This window comes from Bacillus cereus group sp. N24, from assembly GCF_016483345.1.
Classification (GTDB): Bacteria; Bacillota; Bacilli; order Bacillales; family Bacillaceae_G; genus Bacillus_A; species Bacillus_A toyonensis.
The window spans coordinates 79,355-103,982 of the sequence record NZ_JAEHCA010000011.1; the positions used below are offsets into that span (position 1 = coordinate 79,355).

Below are 24,628 nucleotides of genomic sequence, written 5' to 3' on the forward strand. Positions count from 1 at the left end.
AGGAGGTACGCCAAGTGCATACGTTATTATCCGTTTTACTTATTATTGTATCGATTTTAATGATTGTTATGGTACTTATGCAGTCTAGTAATAGCTCAGGCCTTTCAGGTGCAATTTCCGGCGGTGCAGAGCAATTATTTGGTAAGCAAAAAGCACGTGGAATTGAAGCGGTATTAAACCGTATTACAATTGTTTTAGCTGTATTGTTCTTTGTATTAACAATTGCTGTTACGTACTTAAACTTATAGAGTTGAAAGAAGAAGCGTTAGTAGTTTGTACTAATGGTTCTTCTTTTTTTATTTTGTTATTTGAAAAAAGTTTCTAATTAGATTATAGAAATATAAATATGGTACACTAAGATATAGAAAGAATACGACTAGATTACAGAAGAGAAAGAGGAGAAGTACATGATGAAATTAGCATCTCCGAAACCATTTACATTTGAGGGTGGAGACCGCGCTGTTTTATTACTACATGGATTCACAGGAAACTCAGCTGATGTACGTATGTTAGGGCGTTTCTTAGAAAAGAAAGGCTATACTTGTCATGCGCCAATTTATAAAGGACACGGCGTACCACCAGAAGAACTTGTTCATACAGGCCCTACAGATTGGTGGCAAGATGTAACGGAGGCATATCAGCTTTTAAAAGATAAAGGCTTTGAGAAAATTGCTGTCGTTGGTTTGTCACTAGGCGGAGTATTTTCTCTGAAATTAGCATATACAATCCCTGTTTTAGGTGTCGTACCAATGTGTGCACCGATGTATATTAAGAGTGAAGAAACAATGTACCAAGGTATATTGGCATATGCCCGCGAATATAAAAAGCGTGAGCAAAAATCACCAGAGCAAATTGAACAAGAAATGTTGGAATTCCAACAGACACCGATGAATACATTAAAAGCATTACAAGAGCTAATTGCTGATGTACGTAATAATGTTGATATGATTTATGCACCGACGTTTGTTGTACAAGCGCGTCATGATGAAATGATTAATACGGATAGTGCTAACATTATTTATAATGGTGTAGAATCAACGTTAAAGGACATTAAATGGTATGAAGACTCTACGCATGTCATTACACTGGATAAGCAACGTGACGAGCTACATGAGGATGTATATAACTTCTTGGAGCAACTAGATTGGTAAGATCTAGTTGCCTCTTTTTTTCATAAGGAAATTTTTATGGAAACTGTAAAAAAATCATTAGGGGAGTATTGAATTTTCGCTTTATACATCCCCCATCTTTCGGATACACTAAATAATATAAGGGTTTAAAGGAGGTATTTTTGCTTGGAAGAAATCACACAAGAACATATTGATAAGTTGTTATTATTTATGAGAGAAGAAGCGTATAAACCGTTAACGATACAAGAGTTAGAAGAGGCATTTGGAATTAAAGGTTCTGAGGGCTTTAAAGATTTTGTAAAGGCACTTGTAATGATGGAAGAGAAGGGACTTGTTATTCGTACACGTAGCAATCGTTATGGTCTTCCAGAAAAAATGAATTTAGTGCGTGGTAAGTTAATTGGACATGCGCGTGGCTTTGCTTTCGTTGTGCCAGAAGAGAAGAAAACGGGAGATGATGATCTTTTCATTCCTCCTACAGAATTAAACGGTGCACTTCACGGTGATACAGTATTAGCACGCCTTAGTTCACAATCAAGTGGTTCACGTCAAGAAGGTTCAATTGTACGCATTTTAGAACGTGGAACGAAAGAACTAGTTGGTACATATACAGAATCGAAAAACTTTGGGTTTGTTATACCTGACAATAAGCGTTGGACAAGTGATATTTTCATCTTGAAAAGCGCATCCATGGGTGCTGTAGAAGGCCATAAAGTAGTTGTTAAAATTACGAGCTATCCAGAGAATCGTTTAAGTGCGGAAGGTGAAGTTATTCAAATTCTAGGTCATAAAAATGATCCAGGAGTAGATATTTTATCGGTCATCCATAAACATCATTTACCTTTAGCATTTCCTGAGGAAGTGATGGAGCATGCAAACAGTGTACCAGAAACGATTTCAGAAGAAGACTTGAAAGATCGCCGTGATTTACGTGACCAAATGATTGTAACGATTGATGGTGCAGACGCGAAGGACTTAGATGATGCTGTTACAGTAACGAAGCTTGAGAATGGTAATTACAAGCTTGGTGTTCATATTGCGGATGTAAGTCATTACGTTGAAGAAGGTTCTCCAATTGATGTTGAGGCAGCGGAAAGAGCGACGAGTGTATATCTTGTTGATCGTGTAATTCCAATGATTCCACACCGTCTATCTAACGGTATTTGTTCATTAAATCCGAAAGTAGACCGTCTGACACTTTCTTGTGAAATGGAAATCAACAACTTAGGTGATGTTGTCAAACACGAGATTTTCCAAAGTGTGATTAAAACGACAGAGCGTATGACATATGCTGACGTAAGAAGCATTTTAGAAGATGAGGATGAAGAGTTAATCAAGCGCTATGAACCGTTAGTACCAATGTTTAAAGAGATGGGTCAATTGGCACAAATTTTACGTGAAAAGCGTATGCGCCGTGGTGCAATTGACTTTGACTTTAAAGAAGCAAAAGTATTAGTAGATGAAGAAGGAAAACCGACTGATGTTGTCATGCGTGATCGTTCTGTATCAGAAAAGTTAATTGAAGAATTTATGCTTGTTGCGAACGAAACAGTAGCAGAACACTTCCACTGGATGAACGTACCATTCATGTACCGTGTCCATGAAGATCCGAAAGAAGATAAGTTAGAGCGATTCTTCGAGTTTGTAACGAACTTCGGATATGCGGTAAAAGGACGTGCGAATGAAGTACATCCTCGTGCATTACAACAAATCCTTGAAATGGTTCAAGGACAGCCTGAAGAAGTAGTAATTTCAACGGTTATGCTTCGTTCTATGAAGCAAGCACGTTACGATTCGGAAAGCTTAGGACATTTCGGCTTATCAACTGAGTTCTACACGCATTTCACATCGCCGATTCGTCGTTACCCAGATACGATCGTTCATAGATTGATTCGTGAATACGTCATTAACGGTAAAGTCGACAGTGAAACACAAGCAAAATGGCGTGAAAACTTACCAGAGATTGCAGAACACTCTTCTAATATGGAACGTCGTGCTGTTGAAGCAGAGCGTGAAACAGACGAAATGAAAAAAGCAGAGTATATGGTCGATAAGATCGGTGAAGAGTATGACGGTATGATTAGCTCTGTAACAAACTTCGGTTTATTCGTAGAGCTTCCAAATACAATTGAAGGTCTTGTACACGTTAGTTACTTAACGGATGATTACTACCGTTACGACGAGAAGCATTTCGCAATGATTGGAGAACGTACAGGTAACGTATTCCGCATCGGTGACGAAATTACAATTCGCGTTATTAACGTAAACAAAGACGAGCGCGCAATTGACTTTGAAATCGTTGGCATGAAAGGTACACCTCGCCGTAAGTTCAAAGATCGTCCAGTCGTTATCGAACAGCCAAGAACAGGCAGAAAGAAACGGGGTGGACGTAGCGAGCGCAGTAATGAGCGCGGCGGCGAACGCGGTACAGGTAGAAAATTTGACCGTGGTGGCAAAGGTAAAAGCACAGGAAGAGGATCAGCATCAGCATCAGCATCCACGTCCGCTAGTCAGCCAGGGAAAAAAGATGGTAATGGCAAGAAGAAAAAAGGATTCTTTGAAAACGTACCAGGATTCAAGAAGAAAAAGAAAAAGCGTAAGTAAGAAAAGAGTGGCTTCGCTTTGATGAAAAGCGGGGCCGTTTTTCTTTTTATTGGTCATTTCACTCCCTCGAACGAAGCAAAAAACGCTTCTCTGTCGGGAGTTCCAATGTCCAAAGATTCTAAGCGAGCCACTTTCGCTTTTTGTTTACATTTGTTACAATAGTAAAAATAGAGGAGGGACGTTATATGCCAAAAGGTACAGGTAAGGTTATTGCACAAAATAAAAAAGCATTTCATGATTATTTCATCGAAGAAACATACGAAGCAGGGCTTGTCCTTCAAGGAACGGAAATTAAGTCGATTCGCGCTGGTCGCGTGAACTTGAAAGATGCGTTTGCACGTATACATAATGGTGAAGTATGGGTTCATAATATGCATATTAATACGTACGAGCAAGGGAATCGTTTCAACCATGATCCGCTTCGCACGAGAAAATTACTTCTTCATAAAAAAGAAATTGATAAACTAGCGGGAGCTGCCAAAGAAACAGGTTACGCATTAGTTCCACTTAGAATCTATTTAAAAAATGGATTTGCAAAGATGGCACTTGGTTTAGCAAAAGGTAAGAAACAATATGATAAACGTCATGATTTAAAAGAGAAAGAAGCGAAACGTGAAATTGCACGCGTGTTCCGTGATCGCCAAAAGATGTAATACAGATATTTACATTTGTAAAACGGCGCGCGTATGATATAATAACTTATGTAAGGTTATTGCACATTGAAAAACAGCTCTTAGTAGCTATCACGATATTTTCTTCGTATGCTCCATTTTTATCATGGGGACGTTACGGATTCGACAGGGATAGTTCGAGCTTAGGTTGCGAGTCGAGGGGATCGGCCTCGTTAAAACGTCAAAGCCTATAATTGGCAAACAAAACAATCTTTCTTTAGCTGCTTAATTGCACTAAAGGTTCCTCCCTCCATCGTCCATGTGGTAGGGTAAGGGACTCAAACTAAGTGGACTACGCCGGAGTTCGCCGTCTGAGGGCGAAGGAAGAGAACAATCAGACTAGCAACTTGGAAGCCTGTCGATAGGCCGAAGAGTTTGCGAAATGCTAATATATCGACTACACTCGTAGAAGCTTAAGTGCCGATATTTTTGGACGTGGGTTCGACTCCCACCGTCTCCACCAATACATATTTGGTGGTTTTTTTATTTTGTATAACAGGAAGCATAACTTTGCATAATGTGCAGGTTTATGCTTCTTTTTTGGTATGTAAAGATATGCTTCTTCAAAGTGATATTAATTAATAATTCATGTTGTTTTAGAATAAAGTTTGTTCAAGTTAAGCAAATAACCTTGATAAACAAACAAAAAGAAAAAAGCGTGTTTTGAAAAAAGATTGTTCAAAACACGCCCTTAATATTTTCAATTGGTTTATTCTTTTATAAAAAGTTGGATCATTTCCTATCTATGTTGCTCAACAATTCCGCCCTATAGCTTAATAAGAAAACCTTTTATTCAAATACAACCATTTCTCCTACATCTATAAATCCAAATCGCTTATAGATATTTTTCCCATCATCTGAAGCCTGTAATACAACTGGTTTTTGTTTATCCGTTGTTTGATTTAGAAGAAATTGAAACATTTCACTGCCAATTCCTTTACCTCTAAATGTTTCTTTTGTCATCACATCATAAATACCATAACTATCTTTGCTTTCTATTAATAAACCAGTAGTTACAGGCATGTCATCTATGCATCCAATAAACATTTGAACTTCTGAACCTAATTTTACTTGTGAAAACTTATTAAAATAACTTTTTAATGCATCTTTTTCTGGTGTACCCTCGAATAAGCTCATGAATACGTCTATATATTTTAAAAGTTCTTCATTATTTTTTACATTAGTAATCATAAGTTGATGGGAAATTCTTTGATCAACATTAAGAGTATTTTCAAGTTTCATCATTACATTACGTTCCGCTTCTTTTAGGTCATATTCTTGCATAAGTTTTGTCCAATCCTCAGTTAAATACTGAGCATCAATCCAAATACTAAAGGGATATTTTTTATATGAAAAATTATCGATTCCATGTCTAATCTTAACTGCATTTTTGATATTTGGAGATTTCGGCAATACAACATTGAATGTATCAGTAGGAATTTCTGTATTTGCTATGATGAAATCTTCTTCCTTTGTAAGTTCTCCACTAACTGTATGAGTAAATACTTTTAATTTTTCTTCCAAATTGTTTATTACTAATTGTTGATTTGTAATCATGTTTTTGCACCTTTCAATTCAATTTAGCGCGCTTTTTTTTATTATAAGGTCAACTAAACACTAAATATACAGTGTTCACAGTATTTACATCCTCCCATAATATTCAGAAAACATTGAAGTGATTTGTTTTCTAGATTTAAAGTAATAGAAAGAATACCGTTTTTTCATTTTGTGGTTTTATAAAATGTTTAAGTTGATGGGGGCTGAACGTAAGCACCCGATTGGTGAAGGTGTATTTAAATTCACTTTATTCAAATCTTTATATGTTTTGTGTTTTTATCCATACCTATTGTAAGATTATATAGAGTTCTCCTAATAAGCTGTTATAACGGATTTTTTAGGAATTTAAAATTTATAAATCTTAAATTATTTTTTGGGATAATTTTTTATCTAACTAAGTTATATTGAAGTAGAGGTGAACCATCGGTGAAGCAGGTTTTAGTAATTAAGAATGAACGGTCTTTAGCGAAGAAAATCGTAAGAGGTCTAACGCAAGAAGGCTATTTCATTTTAAAACTTCACAATGAAAACGAAGGTTTAAATATAATATATGAACAAGATTGGGATATTATCATATTGGATTGGGATTCATTAAGTATACCCGGACCAGAAATTTGTAGACAAATACGATTAGTTAAAACGACACCGATCATTATTGTGACCGACAATGTTTCTAGCAAGGATTGCGTAGCAGGGTTACAAGCAGGAGCAGATGATTATATCAGAAAACCATTTGCGAAAGAAGAATTAGTAGCAAGGGTTCAAGCAATTTTAAGGAGAAGTGATTGTAACCAGCAAAAGGAGATAAACTTTTTTCAGTTTAAAGATCTCTTTGTTGATGCATCTAGCAATATTGTGAAAAAAGGTGGTGAAAACCTCTCGCTTACTAAGCGAGAGTACGATTTACTTGTATTTTTAATCAAGAATAAAAACACAATATTGAGCCGTGAAATGCTTTTGAATCAAGTATGGGGATATAACGTAGTAGTAAATCCAAATGTAGTAGACTTATATATTGGGTATGTAAGAAAAAAGTTAAAGTGCGAGAAGAAAGACAGATATATTCAAACGATACATGGCAGAGGCTATTCAATGATTGACTGATAAAAATAAGATAATAAAAAATGATAATCAAATAGTTTCTTAGAAGTATTAAAAGACGTGAAAAAATGGATTATGAAAATATTAGCTATTAATGAGCGTGTTTTGTAGAGGAAATCATGGTTAATCAACACGCCCGACTTCACATATTACTTTTTATACCTGATTTTATGAATTCGCACCATTCACAAGATTTTCACAGAATTAATGACTATACTAATTAACAGGATGTTCAAATGAAAATGATTATCAATAGCGATTCAATTGAATAAAAGTTACTTTCTAATTCAATCTATGGATGTCATCATTTTCGAAATAAATCACACTATAAGGAGTATACATATGAAAAAATCTATGCTTTTAAAATTAGTAAGTATTCTAGCAATTTTCACTTTAATGTTAGTGGCTTGCTCGGATTCAAGTAAAGAAACTTCGAAGGCTAATAATAAAGATAATGGTAGTGATAAGCCAAAAACGGTTGAAATCACTGATGCACATGGAAAGGTTACTGTTCCTGTAAATCCAAAGAATGTAGTTGCTTTAGATAATAGAACGTTTGAAACTTTAGCTGATTGGGGAATTAAATTAGCGGCTGCTCCAAAGGATATCATGCCTGCTGATTCAGCATATAAAAAGGATGAAAAAGTTCAAAATATTGGGAATCACCGTGAGCCAAATCTTGAAATTATTGCAGCTGCAAACCCTGACCTTGTAATCGTTGGTCAAAGATTTGCTGACCATTACGAAGAAATCAAAAAATTAGTACCAAATGCAGCAGTTATTGATCTTAACTTTGATGTTTCAGAGAAGGCTACTAAGCCTGGAGAAAACTTAGTAAAAGGACTTAAAGATTCTACAATTACTTTAGGAAAAATCTTTGATAAAGATAAAGAAGCTAAAAAATTAGTGGCTGATTTTGATAAATCTATTGAAACTGCAAAATCTGCTTATAACGGAAAAGATAAAGTTATGAGTGTTATCGTTACTGGTGGGAATATTGGTTTTGCTGCTCCACATTCTGGTCGTGTTTGGGGACCAATGTATGAAATTTTCGGTTGGGTTCCAGCACTAGAAGTTTCAAATTCTACTGCAGGTCATAAAGGTGATGACGTTTCTGTTGAAGCTATTGCACAAACAAATCCTGATTGGCTTTTCGTATTAGATCGTGATGCTGCAACATCTGATGCAGCTACTTCAACACCTGCTAAGGATGTTATTTCTAAATCACCAGCTCTTCAAAACACAACTGCTGTTTCTAAAAAACAAGTTGTTTATGCACCAGAAGATACTTACACAAATGAATCAATTCAGACTTATATAGAGTTGTTTGGAAATCTTGCAAAAACTTTAGCTAAGTAGTGTAAAGGAGTACGAAACAGTGTCAAAAAATATAATTTCTAGGGTTGAGAATATTTCTCAACCCCAGTTTTATAATCACAATAAATTATGGACAAAATCTTTTATAATAGCGATTATAGTTGTTATAATTTTAGGGATTATATCACTGTTTACTGGAGTTTATGATATACGTGGACAAGAGGACGGAATGGAGATGTTTTTCATAACTCGTGTTCCGAGAACAGTTGCATTAATGCTTACTGGAGCTGCAATGGCGATGGCAGGGCTCGTCATGCAACTTATTACACAGAATCGTTTTGTTGAACCTACTACAACGGGGACTATTGAATGGTCAGGCTTAGGCCTGCTTTTTGTATATTTATTATTCCCTGCCCCGACTTTAGTGCAAAGAATGACTGGTGCAATCATTTTTTCTTTTATAGGAACTATGATTTTCTTTTTATTTTTAAGAAGAGTTAAACTTCGTTCGTCTTTAATTGTCCCGATTATTGGATTGATGCTTGGAGCAGTTATTTCTGCAGTGTCTACTTTTTTGGGACTCCTTTTTCAAAAGACACAAAGTATTGAAACTTGGTTCGTAGGTTCATTTGCTAACATTCAAGTGGGAAGATATGAATATTTATGGCTGATTGTTATCATTACTTTTCTTATTTTTATGTATGCTAATAGATTGACTTTAGCTGGACTAGGAGAAGATGTCGCAACAAGCCTTGGAGTTAATTACAATAGAATTGTTCTTTTTGGGACTGGTCTTATCTCTGTTGCAGTTGGAATTGTTGCAGCTGTTATTGGACACTTACCTTTCTTAGGATTAATTGTGCCAAATATCGTTTCCATGTTTAGAGGTGATGATCTTAGGAGTAATTTACCTTGGGTTTGTGTGATCGGAATGGGGTCAATAACTGTCTGTGACATCATTTCTCGAACAATTATAAAGCCTTTTGAATTACCTGTTTCTTTAATACTTGCAACAGTGGGAGCAGTCGTGTTTATTACTATTTTATTGAGACAAAGAAAACCAAGGAGGCTACGATGATCACATTAGAATATAGAAATAAAGAAAATGTCGAAATCGATTCTAGCCTTCATAATGAAAGTAGATCAGCTAGCGCTTTTCGTTCTAAGAAGGAAGCAAGACGTTATTGGATTTTATTGATAACATTGATTGGTTTAGGTCTCCTTTCTTCATATGGACTTTTAGTGTATAACAATCCAGTTCCGATAGATTCACCTTCTTTTATCCCAGTTGTTAAGAGAAGGATAGTAGCTATTGTTGCAATGATTATTGCTGCGGTTTGCCATAGCTTGTCGACAGTTGCTTTCCAATCTATTACGAATAATAAAATTATTACTCCTTCACTTTTAGGTTTCGAATCACTTTATTCAGCAATTCAAACGAGTACAGTATTCTTCTTTGGTGCTAGTGCGTTAATAAATTTTAATGGAATTGGATCATTTTTATTCCAAGTTGTTGTTATGGTCTTCATGAGTTTGATACTTTATGGATGGTTACTTTCCGGTAAATACGGGAATTTACAACTTATGCTTTTAGTTGGAATTATTATTGGTACCGGGCTAAATTCTGTGTCAACTTTTATGAGAAAACTACTTGCGCCTTCAGAATTTGATATTTTACAAGCAAGATTATTTGGTTCTGTTAATCATGCAGATCCTGCATATTTTCCTATTGTAATTCCTATGATCATAATTGTAGCAGTATTGATTTTTGCTCATTCTAAGAATTTGAATGTTTTGTCACTAGGAAAGGATGTTGCTACTTCTTTCGGGGTTAAATATCAACCTAGTGTAATTTATACGCTTGTATTAGTAGCTATTTTAATGTCCATCTCAACAGCTCTAATTGGGCCACTTACTTTCTACGGCTTTTTAGTGGCAACTTTGAGTTATCAGGCAGCGTCAACGTATGATCATAGATATATTTTTCCGATGGCTTTTGCTATAGGATTTTTAATAATGACGAGCGCATACTTTTTAATGTATCATGTATTCCATGCTCAAGGTGTAGTTTCAGTTATTATTGAATTATTTGGTGGAATCATATTCTTAACTATAGTTTTAAGGAAGAGGGCTTTATGATAAAAATTGATAATGTTAAAAAGTTCTATAGTGATAAGGTAAAAATAGGACCTTTGGATATTGAAATACCAAAAGCAGGCTTTACTTCTTTAATTGGACCAAATGGCGCTGGAAAGTCAACGACACTTTTGATGATTGGCAGACTTTTAGATATGGATGAAGGTCACATTCAAGTAGCAAATATGGATGTTTCTGAATCCAAATCAAAAGACTTAGCAAAAGTTTTGACTATATTGCGACAAGAAAATCATTTTGTAACTAGGCTTACTGTTAGACAACTAGTTGGATTTGGGCGCTTTCCTTATTCAAAGGGAAGATTAACGAAAGAGGATGAAGCTATTATTTCTAAATATATTGATTTCTTGGATTTAACTAATTTAGAGAATAGATATTTAGATGAACTTTCTGGTGGTCAAAGACAAAGGGCATATGTAGCAATGGTATTGTGCCAAGAGACCGAATACGTACTTTTGGACGAGCCTCTGAACAACCTTGATGTTGCTCGATCTGTTCAAATGATGGAGCATTTGAGACGTGCAGCTAATGAATTCGGAAGAACAATTTTGACTGTTATGCATGACATAAATTTTGCTGCTAAATACTCTGACAAAATTTGTGCTATGAAAGATGGACAAATTGCGGCTTTTGGAACAGTAGAAGAGGTTATGGACCCAACAATTTTGACTGATATTTTTGAAACAAAAATAGAAATTATCAATGGTCCCTATGGGCCAATCGCTGTTTATTAGTTACAAAATGTATACTGTAGCTTGCGTAAATTATGCTAGCTACTCTAGTTGAAGTTGCTGTCTGTATTTTATAGGCAGCAGCTTTTTTTATGCGATTGCCCATCGTGATAACTCTTAATTTTTCTGGCTGTTGGTAATAGCTCCACAGATATGTCATTACTCCCAGTCCTGCGACGTGTTGAACACTCGGACGGTGAATGTAAGGGAATCATTATATTCTGGTTTGGTTATCCACTCATAAGCTAACACAATTGTGTTAGACAAAGTAGGTCTCGTCCGTTCTCATATAAGAAGTTGTGATGTAGTTAAGATTCGGTATAGTGTGTCTACATTTAAGGGAGAAGTAGCTTGTTACGCTGCAAGATAATCCTTAGCGTATATTTTCGTTAAAATGTGGGCGGCAGCCCTGGTAGAAAAGAAAAAAATAAAAAGATAAGTGGAGACAAAATTGCTGAACACCTTATACAAATAATCCTGTGAGATTGGCGTTTACGGCAATAATATTCAAATTACAATTTTATATGATAAGAACCATAACTTTTCCAGGTTGGCAGGGGTATGGTTCTTTTTGTTTGCGAAAAAATTATGCTTGCTTTGTAAAATGATAAAAATGTTTTAATCCAAAATGATAGGATTACAAAAGTGTAATGTGGGTGTAAGGAAACTGGATTGTACTCTCTTTTTAGATAAAGCATACTTAAAGTAAGGAAGATTTATATGTGAATGAATATAAATTTTACAAGTAGGATAGAAAGGTTAGGTATTATCATATGAAATGGATCATTAGGATTTTTGTGTTATTAGCTATAATAGGAGGTGCTTTCTACTATCTGAAATCAGGTAATGGGTACTATTCAACTAAAGAATATTATGTAAAGGTAATGACTGATTCTACAGTAGAAAACGAAAAATTGAGTAATGGAGAAATTCTTACGTATCATGTTTACGATGAGAAGGTGTACGATAAAAAAGGGGAAGAAAGAAAACTGAAAATTTCCGTGCAAAATAAATTGGAAAAAAATCAATATTATTTGATTGATTGGGAAGATCGCCGTGGGATTGTTTCTAAAATAGCTAAAGTGGATCAAACAAAAATAGAGAAGAGTATCTTAGATAAATTGAACGGAAATTCATAATATGTCAGGACAAGCTAACCAATAGCTGTGTTAACATAAAGCTTTATAAGCAAAAGATATTGTAGAAAAATAAGAGAGATTATTATAAAACAAAAGGGATCAACCGTCTGGTGTGATCCCTTTTTGTTAGGACTGAGCAAGGAGTATTATTGCATTGTATAAACCCTTTACTCTTTCCAAAACTGTTCTAGCAGAATACTGATCATAGTGCCTACGAGTAATCCGTTACTTAAAACATATTGTAAGGAAGAAGGAATACCGCTAAATGCACCTTCTGGAAGGAATATTATTCCTAAACTGATTAATAATGTAATTCCTAATATAGTTAATCGGCGTTGATTTAATTCTTCACGTAAAATTGATTGAAATGAAAGGCCTATTACTTGGACAAATGTTGCTAAAAGTGCAGCATTAGCAATAGGGCCTGGAAGTAAGGATATAAAGCTTACAATTGAGGGAATAAAAGAAATTCCTGCTAATATGAGACTTGCTATAAGGAATGACTTCACTTTTCTTTGTCCTGTTAGTTGAATAAATCCTGCTGATGCAGGTAATGGTACAATTCCAATTGTAGAGAATAACGACGAGATAATATGTGATATACCTCCGACCCATACACCACGGTTCAGTGTTCGCTTTTCATTTTCTTTAGATAATGGAGCCACTTGTGTTACAGCCGAAATAGCAGCAATCGTATTTGCAACTAAAAGAAATGTAAATAAAATTACAGTTAGAGTCATTCCGATATCGAATCTAGGCATGCCCCAAGCAAATATCTGTGGTAACTTAACTAACGGTGTGTGTGAAGGCATATGAGATGATTTTCCTAATAAAGCATACAAAAGCCAACCAAATGAAAGGCCAAGTAACACAGCGTAACTTTTCATCCATCCTTTCCCTTTAATTGATAAGAAGGTAATCATGGCAAAAACAAAGAGTGCAATAGTAGCTGTTGTATAATCAGGTTGAGTTACAGATCCTTGTAATCCTATCATTCCTTTTAGTAACACACCACTAAGCTGAAGTGCTAAGATTAAAAGAAAAGTTCCTGTAACTAAAGGGGTAAATAAACGTAAGATTCGATGTACAAGTCCTGTTATACCAAGTACGAAGAGTAATATACCTGCAATAATTAACCCGCCTTCTAAAAGTTGCAACACGTCTTTTGCACTTTGTTCCTGATGCATAGCTACTTGTCCCAGTATGACAAATATACTTACCCATGAACCTGCTGGACCATCTGCTATGGGATAGCGATGCCCAAACCATGCTTGTATAAATGAACTTACTCCCACGACTAAAAAAGTTCGCTGCATTAATGTTGAGATATCTTCTATTGATAAATGAAATATGCCACCAATAATGATAGGCAATGCAATTGCATTTGCCAATAGAAACACAAACCACTGTAGAATACTAAAGCTCGTATTAAAGTATTTTTTGTTCATATTATTCTCCTTTGCCGAAAAAGAATCTCATAGTAAGAATCCATCCTTTCTATACAGCTAGATTAAAAAGGATGGATTTTGTAAATCTATAAAATTATTTTAATTATATATATAGATTTAAAGTTGATTACCATGTACGGAATGGTAAGAATTTACCGTTAAGTGTAATAACGATACGAGGATCGCCACCTTTTGGATCTTCTTGTGTATCCACACCTAGATTGAAGTTAATTGCACTCATTACACCTTCGCCAGCTTTTTCTAAGATTAATTCTCTAAGAGTTGGTGCGTATTGTAACATCATTTCATATAGTCGATATAAGATTGGGTCAGTAGGAGGCATTTGCATTACTTGACCTCTAAGTGGAACTACTGTTAATGCCTGAACCACTTCCTCATCTAATTCTAATAGTTTACCGATTTTTTCTGCTTCCGGACGTGTCATTGTAGCTTGTCCTAATAATGCTGTTACAACCCAAGTCTCAGAGTTTTCGCTTACTTTTGAAATTTCTTCCCATGTTAAACCTTTTGCAATTTTTGCTTCCATAATTTTTTGCGTAGCTTCTTGTCTATTCATATTTAATAACTTCCCTTCATTTGAGTAATAATTAATTTTTCATACCATTTAATGTTTTATATCCATCAACTACTAAATCTAATTTACCTGTGTGAGGATCAATGACTAAACCATGTACAGGAACATCTTTTGGAATAAGTGGATGATTTCTTACTAAATCAACATTAGCTTGAGTTGAATCGCAGACATCATCGAATCCAAATAACCACTTTTCAAGATCAACACCAGCATATTCAATTGCTGATAAAATTTCGGATGAAGCTACTCCACGATCTAATATTTTTTGAATTGTTCCTTTTGGATTAGTTTGGCTTGCACCACATTTATGGTGTCCGATAAGAAAGATTTCATCTGCATTTAGATCATATACTGATGCTATAACACTTTGCATAACGCTATCGAAAGGAGAAGCAATTTTACCACCTGCATTTCTGATAACTTTTGCATCACCATCGTGTATATCTAAAGCTTTTGGAAGTAGCTCAATTAAACGAGCATCCATGCAAGAAACAACAACCATACGTTTTTTAGGCATTTTTGTCGCTTCAAAAGGAGCGTATTCCTTATTTTCTACAAATTGTTCATTGAACGATAGGATTTCTTGTAATAACATATTTGTAACCTCCTTTAAATCTAGATGTATTTTTTTGTTGCGTCCTCTATGTTATAAGTGAATATAACTGATAAACAATGTGATGTAAGAGGATAAACTAAGTATAGTGAATTGTATCGATAAGCAGAATAAGCTGGCGAAACACTTTCTGGCTTTCTACTTTCACGGTGAAAGGATTGGTTTATATCATTGATCAAACAGATTTTGAGATACTGCAATTATTAGGAGAGAACTCAAGAATACAATGGAAAGAACTTGGTCAAAAAATACATATGACGGGGCAGGCAGTAGGAAATCGAATTCGAAGGTTAGAGGATTTAGGGATTATTGAGCAATACACAATCGCAATAAACCGAATCAAATTAGGACAAGTAGTGACTGCGTTTGTTACTCTGTTCGTAACAACAGCTAACCATCAAGAGTTTATGAATTTCTTTCAAGGAGAAGAAGGGATTTCTGAAGTACATCGTATAAGTGGTGACGGATGTTATTTATTAAAAACACATTTTGCTTCCAATGAAGAATTGGATAACTTTCTAGGACGACTATTAAAGTATGGGAATTACCGTGTTAACCTATCAATAGGGAAGTTAAAATAAACTTTATGCAAGTTTATAGTTCTTTTTGCTTGTGGCTAAGACATGTTTCCAAAAATAAAAGGAGTATCTCTTATTAAATAAGAGATACTCCTTTTATTTGTTTTTAATAATTATTGATTATTTTACATCTGATTTTTCTTTTTTCATTATTTGCCTTTGACTAGTGAAGGGAAATTTTTTAACATCAAACCCCCTGCGTTGTATGCAACAGGGATTCTATTATTACTTATCTGACGGTATGATCCTATTTCATTTTATAGCTTATTTAGAAGAATCATGTGCAGGTTTTGATTTAGTGTCCTCAGGCATTTCAAAGGTTTGATTATGGTTAGATTTCACATCTTCGTTAGGAATTGCTGGCACTGCGTCTTCAGATGAATTATGGATTGGCGAAGAAGTTGTTGTTCCATCTACACTTGTTGTAACTGACATTGGTTGATTTTGATCAATTTTTGTACCTTTGTCCATCTTTTTTGCGGATTCTTTTTCACTTTTATTTGTTTGTCTCCATTCTATTTTTTCATTCGATTCTAGTTTGTTCGTTTTCACATCTTCTGTATCTACTGCACCACCCGCTAATAATCCTGTACTTAAAAGTGTTCCTGCTAATAATGTTTTAAACATTTTTTATTACCTCCTTGTTTAAGATTACATTTAGCATAAAACAAGTATCTGGAGTTTATTTGGAGTTCATCTAGATTTTATGTAAGTTTTGCATGTAGGGGCACCATACGAAAAAAGCAAATTGTGCGTTTGGACAAAATGTATCCGATTCCCTGTATGTTAAGGAACCGGATACTTTCTATACTACCTTTTTATGATTATGAAATTAAAAATGATAGAGTAGAAATCATGTATGAAATAAATGTAAGTAACACAAGGAAGAATATAAGCATGGTATTGGATACGCATCGTTCTATTCTTTTTTTCATTTGAATTAACTTTATTTTTTCAATTTGGTAGGATCAATTTGAAGTTGACCTTTCCAAGAACCAGCTAATTTTCCAATCCTGCTTATATTGACATCTAATGTAAGTGGTTGTTTGAAGGAATCTTTCCCTTCAGGACCTTCGATAAATGTAATGACACCTTCTGGTCTATCCTTAAAACGAATACCTATATGCTTTAATTCTTCACCTGATGCTTTTAGCTCGAAGGGCCCATCATTTGCTCCTTGAATAAATGCTAATTGTCCGAAGTACCCATTTTTCTTATACTCTGGGTTTTGTTCTTGTTGACCATTTACTTTGCCATCATCTTCAAGTTGTAACCCCGTTGTATCAAATTCAAACGGTACTACATTTCCATTTTCTTTTTCAATTTTGTAATGAACGGATATACGTGCATCCGCTACATATAATTCTTTCAGATGTACTGTAACACCTTGATCTGTAATCTTTTCATCAAGAGGAATAAATTGCCCTTTTGTAACGTCTCTTCCTTCATCAATAATCCTATCATTTGAAATTGCATTGGAAAAATAAGAGGCAACATCTGTAGCTGCCACTCGAACTTGTGGAATCATAGCTGTTGAAAAAAGCCCTGCTACCGCTACTGCTATATACATGAAACGTTTTGATTTTTTATTCATATTTGTAAATAATCCCTTCTTCTGTTCAGGTTTTTGATTGATATAAGAAACATCTTCTAATTTTGCGCGACTTTCAAATGCTTGCCACGCTTTGTCTACATCAATTTTGATTTCTTTTGATGAATGTACTATTTCTTCCTCTAACATGACATTTTCCCATTGATTTAATTTACTAATTTCTAGTAATAAGTCTTGGCATGCGTTACACGTATCTAAATGTTTTGTGAATTCTTTTCTTGTCTCATAAGGTAATTCCCCATCCATATATGCTTGAATAAATCCCACATCATAACAATTCATTTATTAAGCCTCCTCTAATTGTTTATAAATCTTACGAAACTTTTGTTTGGCTCGGACCAATAATGTTCCAATAGAAGATATGTCGATTTGAAGCACTTCTGCAATTTCTTTATACTGAAAACTAGAAAATTTCATCAATAAGATGGTTCGATCTCGTTCATTCATGTTACTGAGTACCATTTGGACCTTTGTAATTTCTTCTTTTCTAATCCAGTCATCATCTAATGATGAAATATGTTGTACTTCATGATATTGTATGGTTTTATCTACTCTCGCCTGATGCCGTTTTTCAGATCGCAGATATTTATAGGCTACATAAGTAGAAGATTTTATTAGCCATCCAGGTAAGTGTTCAATACTCTTCCAATCGTTGCGATATAGCTGTAAAAATACTTCTTGGGCTAATTCTTCAGCGATAGTCTGACTTTTGACAATCCATACGATCTGTTTCACAACGTAAACATAGTTTTGTTTAAACAAATCTTCAAATGTCACATCCGAAACAGGCCTTTCTTCCTTTTTTATTTTTAACATGTCAGTTAAAACCTCACTCTCATTTGATGCCTGTATTATAGAGAACCCGGAACAGCGAGTTTTGTGACAGAAATTTTTTGTTTTTTTATTATGCACGAAAAAACATTCATCGGTTAAGGGGAAAAAGGATAGTAGTGCTCTAACTATGCTTTATGGCAATATTACAGTTCAAAACACATTTTATTTACAGTCAACTTACGCTTCCAGAAAGTTTAATTTTATTAGATGCAATTTTAAGTCTTGCAATGGAACCAATATTAACATTTAGTTTAGTTAACTAAACTAAATTATATATTTGGAGGTTTTGAAATGGGAAAAGAAATAGTTTCAAACGAAAATAAGCCAAAAAAGCCATTTCTTTTTAAAGTTGGAATAGGGCTTCTAATCATATATGTTCTACTGTGGGCGAGTGCTTTAATCATACCATTTACTTCACTTTCGACTCAGATAAAGGCCGTTGTCATTCCAGGATGTATAGTAATAGGAGAGATCCTTTTTTGATAGGTGCTGTCTTTGTCGGGAAAGAAGTGGTGTCAAAATATAAAAAGTATGTAAATCCGAAAAATTGGAGAAGAAAAGGTGAGAGAGACAAGTATGAAAAATAAAAATATAGCTGAGGAAATTAATCAAACACTTGAAGAACTATGGATATTACTTGAAACGAAAGAAAGATCCTATACGAATTTCAATTTAAATAATCAGCAATATACGTTATTAACATTAATTATTCGGTACCCATCATCCACTCCTAAAGAGTTAGCAGAAAAAATGAATGTAACGAAGAGTGCCATTAGCCAACAGTTAGTAAAACTTGAGATGGAAGGATATATTTTCAGAAGGCAACATGCAGAAGATAAGCGTGCTTTTTCAGTTGAATTAGGTGAGAAAGGCTTGTTGTATAAAAAAGAAATGGACGCATATATGCAGCAGGTTTCTGAAAAATATTATGCGAGTTTATCACCTGAAGAATTAACAAATTTTTTATCAGCGCTTCAAAAGCTAACGAAAGTCATTGATGAACTGTAGTGGTTGATCCTAGTTGTAACAAGAAGCATAAGATGACCGTTTTGGTTAGCTTATGCTTCTTTTCGTTTACAGCTAATTCATGTTTCGAATATAAAAAGTAGACTCATAAGAAAAATCCTGTAGTTCAGTACAGGATTTTTAATCAAACTAATTAAAAACTAAATTGTGGTTTAACATCACCTTTATAAGGTTCATGTTCAACGAATATAGTTATGTCTTTACCAGATTGGTCTTTACCAGTTCTTTTATACGTAAATTTCTTATTGTTCAGTTCAGTAAGTTCAAGAGCCGCACCATATTTATTATTTCCAATTGATACATGAGCTCTTATTTTATTTTCGTGTACAACATCGAAGTAACCATAGTCACCGCGGCTTTGACCTGTTTCGCTATTGAAGAACTCGTATTTATTAGACTTGTCATCAAATTTTGCTAGACTTATAAAATTAGAATTAAACTGTGTTACATCATTACCAGCTTCATCTAATACCTTTGTTCCATGCCAAAGGGTGCCGCCTAAAATTTTATCTCCATCAACATTTTTAACAATATCGCCTGTAGTAGTGTTCAGTTGCTTGTCCGGATCAGTGAAAGAAAGTTCTTTTTCTTTATATGGAACATGTTCAACGAAAACTTCTACATCTTTACCGTTAGCGTCTTTCCCCATTCGTTTATAAGTAAATACATTTTTATTTAGTTTTGTCATGTCAACGACAGCTTGATACTTCATTGATTCTGAAATTAATATTCTCTTCTTCCCATCATTTGTGACAAAGAAAGTTCCTTTATCGCCACGACTTGCACCTGTCTTAGCATCAAAGAATTCATATCTGCCGGACTTCGCATCATATTTTGCAAGACCAATGAAGTTTGCATTCTCTTTTGTTAAGTCATTCTTATCTTTGTCATATACTCTTGTACCTTGCCAATTAGTATCGCTAAGAATGTTAGCCATTTTTTGGCCTTTCGTTAACTTGTTTTCCTTTTTCGTCTCTTTAGCAGCTTGTTCTTGTTTTTGTTTACCGTGATTTTCTTCGGCTTTAGTACCAGCACACCCTGTTAATGCTAATGTGAATCCGAGCAGTATTGATGATAGTGCTTTCGTTTTTTTGTTCATTTTTTATCGTCTCCTCATTGTATGATTTTCATGTTATTCACATGGTTTTAAGTAGTACGGTTTGTGATTATAGTAGTAGTTCATCCTTCTGAATCTTTGTTATATGAAAAGATTTAGGTTGAATCAATGAACTTAGTTGCTACGTTTATTATGTTAATCCCAGAGTATAAACTCCCTCTAAATAAAACATTAAAAAAAGATAAACTAATTCCTAAAAAATCTTCATATTTATAAAAAAGCAATCGCTAGCTTGCTGCAGGGATCTTTCGAATATTTACCAAAGTAGTTTCTGATGCCTACGAGTAATCAAAAAAATACATTGTAAAGAAGAAGGAAAGCCGTTAACAATAATGTAATTCCTAATAGAGTTAATCGATTGTAGTGCAAAATTTTTGAGCTGAACTGTATGGGAAATGAAGATTTTATAGAAGTCGCTTCATATAGGAAGGGGATGTCCATGTTTGATTCAACAGATTTTAAAATTATACAGTTACTACAAGAAAACGCAAGAATGAACTGGAGGGAAATTGGAGAGATAGTACATTTGACTGGCCAAGCCGTTGGAAAACGAATTAACAAATTAGAAGAGGCTGGTGTCATTCAAAAATATACGATAGATATCGACAGAGCTAAGCTGGAAGGATCCATTATGACGTTTGTTACGCTATTTTTGCATGCACCACATTATCATATTCAAATTCAAAGTTTTTTCGAAAAAACAGACGTAATTACTGAAATGTATCGTATAAGTGGTGATGGGTGCTATATCATGATTCTTCACACATCTTCGCATCAGCAATTAGAAGAGACGCTTGCAGATGTTTTACATTATGGTGATTATCGTATAAACACTGTCATTAAGACAATGGAAAAAAAGAAAGAATAAGATATTTATCCTTTCTTTTTTCATATGGAACTGTAATTCTTTATTTGTTTTTATTTATAAAACAGCTTGCTGACATGACTTTTGCGTAAATATCACCAAACTCTAATGCGCTCATGAACGATTGATGAGCGTGTACTGCTGGGATTAGATTTCCTTGGAATTCTAAATCTTTTGTTGTACAAGCATCTTCAATTACAATACATTGAAATCCTAAATCACTGGCAGCCCGTACTGTTGCATCAATACATACATGAGTCATCATACCGCAAATGACTAGTTGGTCTATTTTCTCTTCTTTTAATGTTTGTAATAAATTTGTTCTTAAAAAACTGTTAGGGTGGTGTTTTTGTATGACTCTTTCATTAGCGATCGGTTGTACATCATCATGAATTTGAGCACCTACTGTCTCGGGGAGGAAGAAGGTAGCTCCTTCATTGTTCGCAATATGTTGTACATGAATAATTGTTTTATGTTTTTCACGAAACACTCTCAATACTTCTTTCGCTTTTTGGATGGCTTTTTCAGGTAGATGTAATTCCATATTGCCGCCTTTAAAGTAATCATTTTGTATGTCGACTAATAGTAATGCTTCGTTCATCGTTATTCCCCCATACTTAGTGATTCAGCACGTTATTTGTACTGTACCGTTATTATATAAATTGTAGCTATGCTGAAGTAATAACATTATGAAACGATTTTGAGGTATATAGTTTCAGTGTGAAAAAAGTGAAAGTTGGTATAAGTACAAATGGATTTTGTGGAATTCACGGCAAAGTTATAGGTAGAGTGGCATTATAAGGTAAAAACCATAACTTTGCTGGAGGAGCAGGTTATGGTTTTTTTATGAGGAAATGCGATTTTAAGTTTTTGCTGAAGGTGTTTTTCTAGGATATGCTGTGAGTGATTGGAGTGAGGTATTGTTGGATATTGTCGACCAATCGATATATTGGAAAAATCGTTGATATATTGTGAGTTGTGATAGATATATTGGAAAAATCGTTGATATATTGTGAGTTATGATAGATATATTGAAAAAATCGTTGATATATTTGTAAAGGGGTGTTTGAGGTGATTGTGAAAGAAAGAAAAATGCCGATTTATATAAGACAGTTAGAAGCACTTCTTAGAAGGTTACCTGTACATCATCCGAAACGAAATTTAATTGGAGAAAACTTGGCCAAACACATGGCGGGGTATAAAGGGGAGCAATCGATTGATTATCCACTTAGTTTTATTTCTGAGAAAGAGTATAGTGTTTTACATGATGTTCGCTTATCTAATTATGATAAATACTTTCAAATTGATACTATTATCCTTTCCACAAAGTTTCTTCTTTTTCTTGAGATAAAAAATATAGCAGGTACATTAATGTTTGATACAAAGTTTAATCAACTTATTCGAATAACAGAAGGAAATTCAGAGGGATTTCCAGATCCGGTTTTACAAATAAAAAGGCAAGAAATACAACTAAAGAAATGGTTAAGCTTACATGGATTTTCCTCTAGTCTTCCAATTGAGTCCCTCGTTGTTATTAGCTCGCCTCGTACCATTATAAAATCTTCAGATGACAATCTTCTTCATACAATTATTCATAGTGCAAATTTACCTCATAAAATAAAGTGGTTTGAAAGTAAATATAAAAGAAAAGTTATAGATAATGTAGATAGGCTCATTCATCAAATAATAACGGAGCATTCTCCACTTCAACAAAATATACTTGAGCAATATAAAATAGAAAAAGAGGAGTTGTTAAATGGAGTACAATGTGAGAAATGCTTAGTTATTCCAATGGTTAAAGTGAAGAAGGGCTGGCGTTGTACAAGTTGTAAAGATTTTTCAAAAGTGGCACATGAGGATGCTATACGAGATTATGCATTGCTCATTAGTACGACATGTACGAACGGTAATTTGAAAGAGTTTCTCCATGTTTCGTCGGGTATGGTTGTAAACAGAATTCTCCACACACTAAATCTTCCCTACACTGGCAACAACAAAGGACGAATATATGATTTAACTTCTTTCCAATGATAATTTTGCTATAATAAATACGTACGTATACGAAGGGGAGTTTAAAGAGAAAATGAAGTCATTTAATATCGATCATCTTATAGCTAGTGTTTTGCAATGGATATTAAATATAGCGCTAATTATATTATCCATTGTCTTATCTATCTTTTTAATTAATGAGACAATCACATTTATTCAATACATCTTTTCAACAAAGAAATATACATCGTATAAATTGGTTGAAAGTATCATCGTATATTTCTTATACTTCGAGTTTATTGCATTAATTATTAAGTATTTTAAATCGAACTATCATTTCCCGTTACGTTATTTTATTTATATCGGAATTACGGCATTAATTCGGTTAATTATTGTATCTCATGAGGAACCGATGGAGACGTTATTATATGCGGGATCCATTCTTGTTTTAGTCATTGCTTTATACATATCGAATATGAGAGATTTGAGAAAAGAGTAGTAGTGCAGACATAAGTTTGCACTACTTTTTTCACCTTGACCTTCAAGTTACTTGAAAGTTTACAATGAAATTAGGGCGTTTGAAATTGAAAAAAATCGAGAAATTAAGTGAAGAGGTTTCTTTTACTTGGAGGTTATAGAAATGAGTCAGGAATTGAAGTTACGTCCATTAGAACGAGAAGATTTAAAGTTTGTACACGAACTGAATAATAACGCGCATATTATGTCGTATTGGTTTGAAGAACCTTATGAGGCCTTTGTAGAATTGCAGGACTTGTATGATAAACATATACACGATCAAAGTGAACGCCGATTTATCGTTGAGAAAGATAATGAAATGGTTGGATTGGTTGAGTTAGTGGAGATTGATTATATTCACCGAAGAACAGAATTCCAAATTATTATTGATCCAAATTATCAGGGGCATGGTTACGCAGCAGAAGCGACGCGTTTAGCGATGGGTTATGCCTTTGCTGTCTTAAATATGCATAAGATATATTTAGTTGTCGATAAAGAAAACGAAAAGGCTGTGCATGTTTATAAAAAGGTTGGATTTATGGTAGAAGGTGAGCTTCTCGACGAGTTTTTCGTTGATGGTAACTATCATAATGCGATAAGAATGTGTATGTTTCAGAAGCAATATTTTGAAAGTAAGTAGTTGAATGATTTGGAAGTAATGTTGACGCTTCGCAAAACCGTATGCTAAAATCCCTTTTAAGTATTAAGGAAGGTGCAGAACATGCTTTATATAAAATTTGTAAAACTCATTAGAAAACTTTGCTCCGCACAAATGTATACGGTGAAGCGTTGTACGGAGCTTAATCAAGGGGCATAAATCCCCTATATTCATCGGCTGCATAACTTTTCTAAAAAAGTATAGTTTATCTATGCTTATTTGGTTACGGTTTGTAAGTCGATGTATAAAATAGATTAAGGGCCATAGACAATGCTTTGTCTATGGCCCTTTGTGTATATTATTCCAATGAGCTTTTACTATAAATTGGAGTAGTATAGGAAAAACCACGAAGCAGAGGGCTAGTGTCGAATGA

Annotated in this window: 25 protein-coding genes, 1 other RNA gene and 1 pseudogene; 18 read left to right on the forward strand and 9 right to left on the reverse strand. The window is 34.4% G+C overall.

The genetic code is table 11. The annotated features are described in order from the left end of the window. The first annotated feature begins 14 nt into the window (after nt 1–14). The 5 genes from secG to ssrA all read left to right on the forward strand — a co-directional run bounded on the left by secG (nt 15) and on the right by ssrA (nt 4,868). The gene (gene secG / locus JDS95_RS17095) at nt 15–248 is read left to right on the forward strand and encodes a preprotein translocase subunit SecG (protein WP_000557263.1); all 234 of its coding nucleotides are present in this window, start codon (nt 15–17) and stop codon (nt 246–248) included. A gap of 162 nt (nt 249–410) precedes the next feature. Continuing rightward, on the forward strand, nt 411–1,151 hold the full coding sequence (gene estA / locus JDS95_RS17100) for a carboxylesterase (RefSeq protein ID WP_000761983.1): 741 nt from the start codon (nt 411–413) through the stop codon (nt 1,149–1,151). Nucleotides 1,152–1,295: 144 nt separating this feature from the next. Next, the gene (rnr, locus tag JDS95_RS17105) at nt 1,296–3,734 is read left to right on the forward strand and encodes a ribonuclease R (RefSeq protein WP_000391347.1); all 2,439 of its coding nucleotides are present in this window, start codon (nt 1,296–1,298) and stop codon (nt 3,732–3,734) included. 185 nt (nt 3,735–3,919) lie between these two features. Next, nucleotides 3,920–4,387 (forward strand): SsrA-binding protein, encoded by a 468-nt coding sequence (smpB, locus tag JDS95_RS17110; protein ID WP_001123917.1) that lies wholly within the window; start codon nt 3,920–3,922, stop codon nt 4,385–4,387. Between the two features lie 126 nt (nt 4,388–4,513). Then, nucleotides 4,514–4,868, forward strand: a transfer-messenger RNA (tmRNA) gene (ssrA, locus tag JDS95_RS17115). 326 nt (nt 4,869–5,194) lie between these two features. Here the strand turns inward: ssrA and JDS95_RS17120 are convergent. Beyond that, on the reverse strand, nt 5,195–5,962 hold the full coding sequence (locus JDS95_RS17120; RefSeq protein WP_000632237.1) for a GNAT family N-acetyltransferase: 768 nt from the start codon (nt 5,960–5,962) through the stop codon (nt 5,195–5,197). Nucleotides 5,963–6,388: 426 nt separating this feature from the next. On the opposite strand from JDS95_RS17120, the gene JDS95_RS17125 reads away from it, so the two are divergent. From JDS95_RS17125 to JDS95_RS17150, 6 genes are all read left to right on the forward strand, one after another. Beyond that, on the forward strand, nt 6,389–7,066 hold the full coding sequence (locus JDS95_RS17125) for a response regulator transcription factor (RefSeq protein WP_085450704.1): 678 nt from the start codon (nt 6,389–6,391) through the stop codon (nt 7,064–7,066). A 339-nt stretch (nt 7,067–7,405) separates the two neighbouring features. Beyond that, the gene (locus tag JDS95_RS17130; RefSeq protein WP_000749431.1) at nt 7,406–8,422 is read left to right on the forward strand and encodes a siderophore ABC transporter substrate-binding protein; all 1,017 of its coding nucleotides are present in this window, start codon (nt 7,406–7,408) and stop codon (nt 8,420–8,422) included. Nucleotides 8,423–8,441: 19 nt separating this feature from the next. Further along, the gene (locus JDS95_RS17135) at nt 8,442–9,458 is read left to right on the forward strand and encodes an ABC transporter permease (protein WP_085450703.1); all 1,017 of its coding nucleotides are present in this window, start codon (nt 8,442–8,444) and stop codon (nt 9,456–9,458) included. Next, the gene (locus JDS95_RS17140) at nt 9,455–10,519 is read left to right on the forward strand and encodes an iron chelate uptake ABC transporter family permease subunit (protein WP_000631250.1); all 1,065 of its coding nucleotides are present in this window, start codon (nt 9,455–9,457) and stop codon (nt 10,517–10,519) included. Before JDS95_RS17135 ends, JDS95_RS17140 begins: the two co-directional genes overlap by 4 nt. Next, nucleotides 10,516–11,268 carry an iron ABC transporter ATP-binding protein gene (locus JDS95_RS17145; protein WP_000590044.1) on the forward strand — a complete coding sequence of 251 codons (753 nt, stop codon included), beginning with the start codon at nt 10,516–10,518 and terminating at the stop codon, nt 11,266–11,268. The genes JDS95_RS17140 and JDS95_RS17145 overlap by 4 nt, the downstream gene beginning before the upstream one ends. 770 nt (nt 11,269–12,038) lie before the next feature. Continuing rightward, complete coding sequence (locus JDS95_RS17150; protein ID WP_000871138.1) at nt 12,039–12,404, forward strand: YxeA family protein; 366 nt, start codon at nt 12,039–12,041, stop codon at nt 12,402–12,404. A gap of 167 nt (nt 12,405–12,571) precedes the next feature. Here JDS95_RS17150 and JDS95_RS17155 read toward each other — a convergent pair whose 3' ends face one another. From JDS95_RS17155 to JDS95_RS17165, 3 genes are all read right to left on the reverse strand, one after another. Beyond that, the gene (locus tag JDS95_RS17155; RefSeq protein ID WP_085450702.1) at nt 12,572–13,852 is read right to left on the reverse strand and encodes a purine/pyrimidine permease; all 1,281 of its coding nucleotides are present in this window, start codon (nt 13,850–13,852) and stop codon (nt 12,572–12,574) included. 127 nt (nt 13,853–13,979) lie between these two features. Then, complete coding sequence (gene cynS, locus JDS95_RS17160) at nt 13,980–14,429, reverse strand: cyanase (RefSeq protein ID WP_001081567.1); 450 nt, start codon at nt 14,427–14,429, stop codon at nt 13,980–13,982. 31 nt (nt 14,430–14,460) lie between these two features. Continuing rightward, on the reverse strand, nt 14,461–15,042 hold the full coding sequence (locus tag JDS95_RS17165) for a beta-class carbonic anhydrase (RefSeq protein WP_000926483.1): 582 nt from the start codon (nt 15,040–15,042) through the stop codon (nt 14,461–14,463). Between the two features lie 167 nt (nt 15,043–15,209). On the opposite strand from JDS95_RS17165, the gene JDS95_RS17170 reads away from it, so the two are divergent. Continuing rightward, nucleotides 15,210–15,641, forward strand: a complete 432-nt coding sequence (locus JDS95_RS17170) for an Lrp/AsnC family transcriptional regulator (protein WP_002045736.1) — start codon at nt 15,210–15,212, stop codon at nt 15,639–15,641. 261 nt (nt 15,642–15,902) lie between these two features. On the opposite strand, the gene JDS95_RS17175 is transcribed toward JDS95_RS17170, so the two are convergent. The 3 genes from JDS95_RS17175 to JDS95_RS17185 form a co-directional block, all read right to left on the reverse strand. Next, a complete protein-coding gene (locus JDS95_RS17175) occupies nt 15,903–16,265 on the reverse strand; it encodes a hypothetical protein (RefSeq protein ID WP_085450701.1) in 363 nt (120 codons plus the stop codon). A gap of 319 nt (nt 16,266–16,584) precedes the next feature. Continuing rightward, nucleotides 16,585–17,532 carry a DUF4179 domain-containing protein gene (locus JDS95_RS17180; RefSeq protein WP_085450699.1) on the reverse strand — a complete coding sequence of 316 codons (948 nt, stop codon included), beginning with the start codon at nt 17,530–17,532 and terminating at the stop codon, nt 16,585–16,587. A 3-nt stretch (nt 17,533–17,535) separates the two neighbouring features. Next, nucleotides 17,536–18,066: an RNA polymerase sigma factor SigX gene (locus JDS95_RS17185; protein ID WP_085450698.1), complete on the reverse strand. Its 531-nt coding sequence runs from the start codon at nt 18,064–18,066 to the stop codon at nt 17,536–17,538. Between the two features lie 309 nt (nt 18,067–18,375). Here JDS95_RS17185 and JDS95_RS17190 point away from each other — a divergent pair. Continuing rightward, a pseudogene (locus JDS95_RS17190) lies at nt 18,376–18,671 on the forward strand (transporter suffix domain-containing protein). Then, nucleotides 18,661–19,092 carry a MarR family winged helix-turn-helix transcriptional regulator gene (locus JDS95_RS17195; RefSeq protein WP_085450697.1) on the forward strand — a complete coding sequence of 144 codons (432 nt, stop codon included), beginning with the start codon at nt 18,661–18,663 and terminating at the stop codon, nt 19,090–19,092. Before JDS95_RS17190 ends, JDS95_RS17195 begins: the two are co-directional and overlap by 11 nt. Nucleotides 19,093–19,243: 151 nt before the next feature. Here JDS95_RS17195 and JDS95_RS17200 read toward each other — a convergent pair whose 3' ends face one another. Continuing rightward, nucleotides 19,244–20,209, reverse strand: a complete 966-nt coding sequence (locus JDS95_RS17200) for a DUF4822 domain-containing protein (RefSeq protein WP_001036594.1) — start codon at nt 20,207–20,209, stop codon at nt 19,244–19,246. A gap of 451 nt (nt 20,210–20,660) precedes the next feature. On the opposite strand from JDS95_RS17200, the gene JDS95_RS17205 reads away from it, so the two are divergent. After that, the gene (locus JDS95_RS17205) at nt 20,661–21,095 is read left to right on the forward strand and encodes an Lrp/AsnC family transcriptional regulator (protein ID WP_139823529.1); all 435 of its coding nucleotides are present in this window, start codon (nt 20,661–20,663) and stop codon (nt 21,093–21,095) included. A 40-nt stretch (nt 21,096–21,135) separates the two neighbouring features. Here JDS95_RS17205 and JDS95_RS17210 read toward each other — a convergent pair whose 3' ends face one another. Continuing rightward, entirely contained in the window at nt 21,136–21,693 is a 558-nt protein-coding gene (locus JDS95_RS17210) for a cysteine hydrolase family protein (protein WP_001001101.1), read from the reverse strand. Between the two features lie 476 nt (nt 21,694–22,169). Here JDS95_RS17210 and JDS95_RS17215 point away from each other — a divergent pair, with 476 nt between their 5' ends. The 3 genes from JDS95_RS17215 to speG all read left to right on the forward strand — a co-directional run bounded on the left by JDS95_RS17215 (nt 22,170) and on the right by speG (nt 24,237). Continuing rightward, on the forward strand, nt 22,170–23,123 hold the full coding sequence (locus JDS95_RS17215) for a nuclease-related domain-containing protein (RefSeq protein ID WP_033661388.1): 954 nt from the start codon (nt 22,170–22,172) through the stop codon (nt 23,121–23,123). Nucleotides 23,124–23,175: 52 nt separating this feature from the next. Beyond that, nucleotides 23,176–23,580, forward strand: coding sequence for a phosphate-starvation-inducible protein PsiE (gene psiE, locus JDS95_RS17220; RefSeq protein ID WP_000834705.1), 405 nt, complete (start codon nt 23,176–23,178; stop codon nt 23,578–23,580). Between the two features lie 141 nt (nt 23,581–23,721). Continuing rightward, entirely contained in the window at nt 23,722–24,237 is a 516-nt protein-coding gene (gene speG / locus JDS95_RS17225) for a spermidine N1-acetyltransferase (protein ID WP_000076822.1), read from the forward strand. The last annotated feature ends 391 nt before the right edge of the window (nt 24,238–24,628 follow it).